We start from the raw sequence: 6,664 nt of genomic DNA, 5'->3' as shown, positions 1-6,664 counted from the left end.
TAATGTAAAAAATGAGATAATTTCTGATTTTATCATTTAAAATAATGTAATGTACAGGAAAAAAATTATTAAAAATTTAAAATTGGGACATATTTCCATAAAATATTGAGAAATATTTAAATAGTATTAAGTATTAATAGAGATTACCCTGTGTCGTGCTAATGCATGGGGTGGTGAATAAATATGTATGGGATGAAAAGGTTTATCTAACATCTGTGGCGGTTTTTTTGGTATAATGCATGCTACTGGGTTTGTTTTTAAAGAAAGTGATGTAAATGAAGGGTTCTAGGCTTTTAGTGGAATCCCTGAAAAGGGAGGGTGTAAAAAATATTTTTGGAATACCGGGGCTATACAACATGCCAATGTATGACTCATTTTTTGAGGATGTCAACAATGGCGAGCTCCGGCATATCCTGATGAGGCATGAGCAGGCAGCGGTGCACGCTGCTGACGGTTTTGCACGTGCCACAGGCATACCTGGTGTATGCACTGCGACATCCGGTCCTGGTGTGACCAATTTGATCACCGGATTGATCACGGCATACCAGGATTCCTCACCGGTTGTTGCTATAACAGGCGGTGTTAACAGAAACTCCATGGGGAAGCTTTCATTTCAGGAATCTGATACCCTTGGCGCCTCATTCCCGGTATCCAAATATGCCGTTGAGATAAAGGATATCAATGAGATACCGCTATGGGTGAAAAACTCATTTTACATAGCCTCCACTGGAAGGCCAGGGCCGGTGGTGATGGATGTACCAAGGGACATACAGCTCGAGGACATAGATAATGTTAATTATCCAGAAGAGCCAAGGGTTCATTACAGGCCATTCAGAACCGTTGTAAATAAGGACAAATTAAGGCAGGCTGCAAATGCATTATTAAATGCAGAAAGACCCGTGCTTTTAGTTGGAACCGGGGCAATGTGGGCCAATGCAACCAATGAAATAATGAGGCTTGCTGAATTTATCGGGTGCCCAATAGTATCAACGCTTCCCGGAAAATCAGTAATACCTGCTGATTACCCATTATATGTTGGTGCCATGGGTTACTATGGCCGTGCAGAGGCAAGCATGGTGGCACTTGAATCTGACGTCATGGTTGCCATAGGTGCAAGGTTTAGCGACCGTACATTCACATCGTACGATGAAATGAAGGATACAAGGAAAACATTCATATCAATAAATCTGGACCCGACAGATTTTAATAAGGGCATAAAGCCTGACATAGAGCTTCAGGGCAATGCAAAGGTTTTAGTATCAGAATTATTAAATGCCATGGCCCTTCTGGGAAGCAAGCACCAGAACCATGAGTGGAACAAAAGGGTAAATGAGCTAAAGGAGTATTATTCACAGTTTTCACATCCACCGGATGACGGCCACTTAAGGCCGTGGAGAATACTAAAGACGCTGAGGGATTCGCTGCCAAGGGATGCGATATTAACCACAGGTGTTGGCCAGCACCAGATGTGGGCAGAGGTTTACTGGGAAAATCTTGAGCCAAGATCATTCTTCTCATCCACTGGAATGGGCACAATGGGCTTTGGGCTTCCTGCTGCAATGGGGGCAAAGGTCGGCAGGCCGGATAAGGTTGTTCTGGACTATGACGGTGATGGGTCTTTTATGATGACAGGGAACAACCTTGCCACCGCAGTGGATGAGAACATACCGGTAATAGCGGTGGTAAACGACAACAGGACTCTTGGACTTGTTAGACAGGTTCAGGACATGTTCCAGAATAAGAGAATAGTTGGCGTTGATTACGGCAATTCTCCAAACATAGTTAAGTATGCAGAATCCTTCGGTGCCGATGCATATGATGCAAAAACATATGATGACATTGCAGAGGCCATAAAAAGGGCAATGCATGAGAATGTGCCGTCAGTCATCAGGGTGCCGGTTAATAAGGAGGAGCTGGCCCTTCCGACATTACCGCCGGGAGGAAAATTAAGCGAGGTGATAGTAAGTGACCCAAGAAAAGGTAATAAAGGTAACGGCCAATTATAGAGACCCGGGGCTGCTTGAGAGAATTGCAGCCAATTTTAGAAAATTCTGGGTTGATATAAAATGGATGAATGCGGAATGCAATGATGAAAATGAATGCACGGTTTACCTGTCCCTTTACGACAGGTACAATCTCGGCAATATGAATATAGCAATAATGACACTTAGCAAGACAGTTGATGTTGACAATGTCGAGGTCTTGGAGGATTATAATGTAAATAAATTTAACATTAATTTTAAAAAATCGGAAAAATATGAATGGGGTGAGCTTGTTGGGTAAGATACTTGGTAAGGTATACACTGAAAATGATGCAAATCTTGATTACATAAGGAATAAGAAGATAGCAATACTGGGATACGGCAGCCAGGGCCGGGCCTGGGCACTGAACCTTAGGGACTCCGGATTGAATGTTCATGTTGGTCTTGAAAGGCAGGGCAATTCATGGAGGCAGGCAGTTTCTGATGGCATAACACCGGAAAAAACAGAGGATGCATTGAAGGATTCTGATATAGTTATATTCCTTGTTCCGGACATGGTGCAGAGAAAGATATATACAGAAAAGGTTATGCCTGTTTTAAGGGATGGCATGGACCTGGTCTTTGCACATGGCTTTAACATACACTATAAATTGATTGTTCCACCAGAAAATGTTGATGTTTACATGGCAGCCCCAAAGGCACCAGGGCCATCTGTAAGGGAATTCTTCGTTAAGGGCGGCGGCGTTCCGGTGCTTGTGGGCGTTCATCAGGATCATTCAGGAAATGCCCTGAACAAGGCCCTGGCCATAGCCAAAGGGCTTGGAGCAACAAAGGCAGGCGTGCTTGAAACATCATTCAGGGAGGAGACAGAGACAGACCTAATGGGTGAGCAGCTTGACCTTGTTGGCGGCCTCACCGCAATGCTCCGGGCAACATTTCAGACCATAGTTGATCTTGGATACCGGCCGGAGATGGCATATTTTGAGGCAATAAATGAGATGAAACTGATCACAGACCAGATATATGATAAGGGGCTTTCAGGCATGCTCAGGGCAGTTTCAGATACTGCAAAGTATGGCGGGCTTACCGTTGGGCCATATATAATTAACGATGAGGTCAAAAAAAGGATGAGGGAGAAGGCCGAAATGATCAGGAGTGGAAAATTTGCCAGTGAATGGATAGAGGAATACGATGAGGGATCAAAACACCTCCAGGCATTAATGGATGACCTTGATAATTCCCTTGAGGAGCAGGTCGGCCGTGAGCTCAGAGAGATCGTTTTAAGGGGCAGGCCGAAGAATTAAACATATTAATTAAAAATTTTTATAATAATATTTTTAAACAATAAATACCAGAAGAAGTATTGCCATGCCAATTATAATGGCTGAAAATACTATTGATTCAACCTTTCTTGAATTTACATTATTATTTTCTATATCCTTTTCATTTGATAGAAATTCATAGAGGCCATAGCCTATGGTAACAATGCCAAGAATTATCATAATCTCCCCGGCTATTAGTGAGTTTCCAATATTATTATATGATGATCTATTTAATATGTGAATAAAAATTTCAAACTTTGAGATTACAAAACCAAAGCCCATGAGTGCTATGCCAGTTCTAACCCATGCAAGGAATGTTCTCTTATTTGCAAGATGGTCGGTTATTCCCATTCTGATTGTATGTTTAAAATACATATAAATTTAATCTTATTTTTTAATAATTATGGATTTTTAAATTAATAATATAAAATTTCAATAACTACTCAAGGGTTTCCTGCTCCTCATCACCCTTTGGAAAGGCAATCTGTGACCCGCTGGATTTTATATAGTCAAATAAATTATAATATATCTTCCTCCTGCTTCCGTATTTTGTAAAACTTTTAAAATTGAAGCATAACGAACATTTTGATGTGGATGATTCAAGAAAATAGCATATGCCACCGCGGTTAAAAACACATGACTCCTCCAGTGAGACCATGATATATAATTTTATAATAATATATAAACAATTTTAAAGATAAATCCTTTTTCCGGAAAATGAAAGCCTTGTTCTGCCAAATTCATCCATATTTTTTAAATCTTTAATTGAAAATACAGGGCCGTCCCTGCATACCTGAATGCCGTTGATTGAGCATGAATCGCATATGCCTATACCGCACTTCATTGGACGCTCCAGTGAGAATTCTACCCTGTCTGTTTTGTTTAATAAATAATCATAAACGGATTTCATCATTATCTCCGGGCCGCATACATATATCATATCGAATTCGTTTATATCCATTTGTTTAAGTGCATCAACCGCGAAACCTTTTATTCCAAGTGTTCCATCGTCTGTTACAACATATAAATTTTTAATTCTGTCTGTAAATATCAGATCATTTTTTGTTTTTGCGGATAATATTGCTGAGGTCATGTTATCAACAAGTGGCATTAACGGTGCAATTCCTGTTCCTGCACCTATAATTAGCTTTTTTCCAGTTACACCGGTGAATGGCCTTCCATATGGCCCGCGATAAAAAATTTTTTCTCCCGGCATGAGGTTTGCAATATATTTTGATGGTTCTCCATAAATTTTTACGGTAATTTCAACCGGATTATTTACAGATGAAAAGGATATGGGTATTTCACCTATCCCCGGTGCCCAGATCATAATAAACTGGCCCGGATGTACTGGAGATTCCATGAAAAATCTCAATGAATGCGTGCTTTCATTAATCCTTACATTGCTGTAAACTATGGAATGATTCATGCTATGGCCACCCCTATCATATCATTAATATTACTTATTCCGTTTTTATCCATGTATTCTATTAATCCAGAGTTCAGTTCATTAAATATTTTTATTCCATGCCTGTAAATTGCAGTTCCGATCTGAACTGCAGATGCACCGGCCATAATGTATTCTATGGCATCATTAACATTTTCTATGCCACCAACGCCTATAACTGTCTTTCCGGTCTCCTTTTTTACCTCATAAACGTATCTTATTCCAACAGGCTTAATGCATTTTCCGGATAAACCACCGTATACATTGCTAAGAACAGGTTTTTTCGATGCTATATCTATTTCCATGCCCTTTAATGTGTTTATTAATACAAGCGCATCTGATTTTTCAGCAGCCTTTGCCTCCTCGAGTATATTTGATGTGTTTGGGCTCAGCTTTGAAAAAACCGGTATTTTTACTCTTGACTTAACCTCAGATACTATTTCATAGACAAGGTCAGGATCTGATCCAACCTCCATGCCATAGCCGTTTACATGCGGGCATGATAAATTTAATTCTATGGCAGAAACACCGTATGACTCCATTTTTTTGGCAAGTTCTGAAAATTCAGGGGCGTCCTTTCCAAAAATGCTTCCTATTACAGGCCTTCCGGATTCAAGGGCTATTTTTACCTCATCTTTAAAATTGTCTATGCCGGGGTTTGAAAGGCCAACAGCATTTAAAAATACAGGGTCATTTTCATATATAATTGGAGGATTGTATCCCTGCCTTTCAGATGTTCCGATGGACTTTGTAACCACCGCGGCCGCACCATTTTCTAGAATTCTTTTCATGGTGTAGCCGTTTTCATCCAGAATTCCGGAGGCCAGGATAAAGGGATTCGAAATTTTAATTCCTATATCCACATTTAGATTCATTGCATCCTAATTGTTTAATAATATCTAAAGTATTCCAAAAATAATATTTAAAATAACAAAAATGATTCCCAGATTAAAGATTAAATGAATGAGGATGGGTAATTTTCAAGTTTTATGGAATTTGGCAGATTAAATGGGCCGTAGTTAAAGGCAAGCTTATATGGAAGCATTACCTGTTTATTTGTCAGGTATATATTTCCGCCGTTCTGGCTGAAAAAAACACATGTATCGTTGTAATCATAGTTAATTCCAATGTTCTGCGTGTATGATAAAAAGCTCTGTATCCTTTTATATGTTAGATTATTGTTTATTATAACATATGTGGCCCCGCTGATTATTGTATCCATTAGATCCTCCTCTGTCTGCGGATAGTTCATAACGGTGAGGTCAAAAAATTTGGATAGTTTTTCGTATATTTCCAGGTTTAAAACCCTTTTATGAATTGCATCAAAATCTATTAAAAATAATGATTCAACACCAGATTTAAGTAGATTCATTATATTTGGGTATCCCACTATCTTTTTATTGCTTATTCCAATGCATAACACATTTAAATATTGTATTCATATTAATAAATTTGATTGGATATATAAATACTGTTAAAATAAAAATATGGATTTAAAGAACACTGCTTTTTCTTGTTTCCCTGCCATATTTGTAATAAAGCACAGCCCCGATGAAACCTATTAGGTATATTATTAAAAGGTAATAAAGGTAAAAATAAATTGATTTATTAACAAGCAAAAACACTGAAATTATGTATATAAAGTATCCAACAGTCCTTACGCTACCAATGCCGGTGCCGCGGTGCAGCGTTTCAAAGTTTTCAGGCTCCAGCATCTCCCTTGATGCCCAGCCAAGCTCGCCGAATATGCCGCTTACAGCTATCATAAATATAAGTATATATATGTTTGACAGAACAAATTTTATGAAGATTAAAAGCAAAATCCATATAATAAACATGCCGGTATAGCCCAGCAGTGATACAATTTTTCTTCTGGATTTACCGATGTAAATTCCACCTATTAAACCGGTTAA

The 6,664-nt window shown here is 38.9% G+C and carries 8 protein-coding genes and 1 pseudogene; 3 read left to right on the top strand and 6 right to left on the bottom strand.

Translation table 11 applies throughout. The annotated features are described in order from the left end of the window. The first annotated feature begins 275 nt into the window (after positions 1 to 275). The 3 genes from AOG54_RS08910 to ilvC are packed head-to-tail and all read left to right on the top strand — an operon-like array spanning position 276 to position 3,286. Positions 276 to 2,006 carry an acetolactate synthase large subunit gene (locus AOG54_RS08910; RefSeq protein WP_054964516.1) on the top strand — a complete coding sequence of 577 codons (1,731 nt, stop codon included), beginning with the start codon at positions 276 to 278 and terminating at the stop codon, positions 2,004 to 2,006. After that, a complete protein-coding gene (locus AOG54_RS08905) occupies positions 1,966 to 2,283 on the top strand; it encodes an ACT domain-containing protein (protein WP_048101394.1) in 318 nt (105 codons plus the stop codon). The genes AOG54_RS08910 and AOG54_RS08905 overlap by 41 nt, the downstream gene beginning before the upstream one ends. Next, on the top strand, positions 2,276 to 3,286 hold the full coding sequence (gene ilvC / locus AOG54_RS08900) for a ketol-acid reductoisomerase (RefSeq protein ID WP_201779332.1): 1,011 nt from the start codon (positions 2,276 to 2,278) through the stop codon (positions 3,284 to 3,286). The genes AOG54_RS08905 and ilvC overlap by 8 nt, the downstream gene beginning before the upstream one ends. 33 nt (positions 3,287 to 3,319) lie before the next feature. Here the strand turns inward: ilvC and AOG54_RS08895 are convergent, their stop codons facing one another. The 6 genes and pseudogenes from AOG54_RS08895 to AOG54_RS09985 all read right to left on the bottom strand — a co-directional run. Then, complete coding sequence (locus tag AOG54_RS08895) at positions 3,320 to 3,655, bottom strand: YidH family protein (protein ID WP_048101396.1); 336 nt, start codon at positions 3,653 to 3,655, stop codon at positions 3,320 to 3,322. Between the two features lie 88 nt (positions 3,656 to 3,743). Then, positions 3,744 to 3,962, bottom strand: a complete 219-nt coding sequence (locus AOG54_RS08890) for a hypothetical protein (RefSeq protein WP_055032625.1) — start codon at positions 3,960 to 3,962, stop codon at positions 3,744 to 3,746. Between the two features lie 33 nt (positions 3,963 to 3,995). Beyond that, complete coding sequence (locus AOG54_RS08885) at positions 3,996 to 4,733, bottom strand: dihydroorotate dehydrogenase electron transfer subunit (RefSeq protein WP_055032624.1); 738 nt, start codon at positions 4,731 to 4,733, stop codon at positions 3,996 to 3,998. After that, positions 4,730 to 5,626: a dihydroorotate dehydrogenase gene (locus tag AOG54_RS08880; RefSeq protein ID WP_048101399.1), complete on the bottom strand. Its 897-nt coding sequence runs from the start codon at positions 5,624 to 5,626 to the stop codon at positions 4,730 to 4,732. Before AOG54_RS08880 ends, AOG54_RS08885 begins: the two co-directional genes overlap by 4 nt. An 80-nt stretch (positions 5,627 to 5,706) precedes the next feature. Then, a complete protein-coding gene (locus tag AOG54_RS08875) occupies positions 5,707 to 6,123 on the bottom strand; it encodes a hypothetical protein (protein ID WP_236689040.1) in 417 nt (138 codons plus the stop codon). Positions 6,124 to 6,244: 121 nt separating this feature from the next. Beyond that, a pseudogene (locus tag AOG54_RS09985) lies at positions 6,245 to 6,664 on the bottom strand (MFS transporter); the annotation flags it as partial.

Source organism: Acidiplasma aeolicum (assembly GCF_001402945.1).
Lineage (GTDB): Archaea > Thermoplasmatota > Thermoplasmata > Thermoplasmatales > Thermoplasmataceae > Acidiplasma > Acidiplasma aeolicum.
The sequence above is the reverse complement of the archived record's forward strand: the minus strand, read 5'-3'. Positions and strand labels throughout refer to the sequence as shown.

Bases quoted from the DNA above. Each gene is read 5' to 3' on its own strand.
- AOG54_RS08890 (WP_055032625.1), bottom strand. From the start codon at position 3,962: ATGGTCTCACTGGAGGAGTCATGTGTTTTTAACCGCGGTGGCATATGC.
- AOG54_RS08910 (WP_054964516.1), top strand. From the start codon at position 276: ATGAAGGGTTCTAGGCTTTTAGTGGAATCCCTGAAAAGGGAGGGTGTA.
- AOG54_RS08895 (WP_048101396.1), bottom strand. From the start codon at position 3,655: ATGGGAATAACCGACCATCTTGCAAATAAGAGAACATTCCTTGCATGG.
- AOG54_RS08875 (WP_236689040.1), bottom strand. From the start codon at position 6,123: ATGAATCTACTTAAATCTGGTGTTGAATCATTATTTTTAATAGATTTT.
- AOG54_RS08880 (WP_048101399.1), bottom strand. From the start codon at position 5,626: ATGAATCTAAATGTGGATATAGGAATTAAAATTTCGAATCCCTTTATC.
- AOG54_RS08885 (WP_055032624.1), bottom strand. From the start codon at position 4,733: ATGAATCATTCCATAGTTTACAGCAATGTAAGGATTAATGAAAGCACG.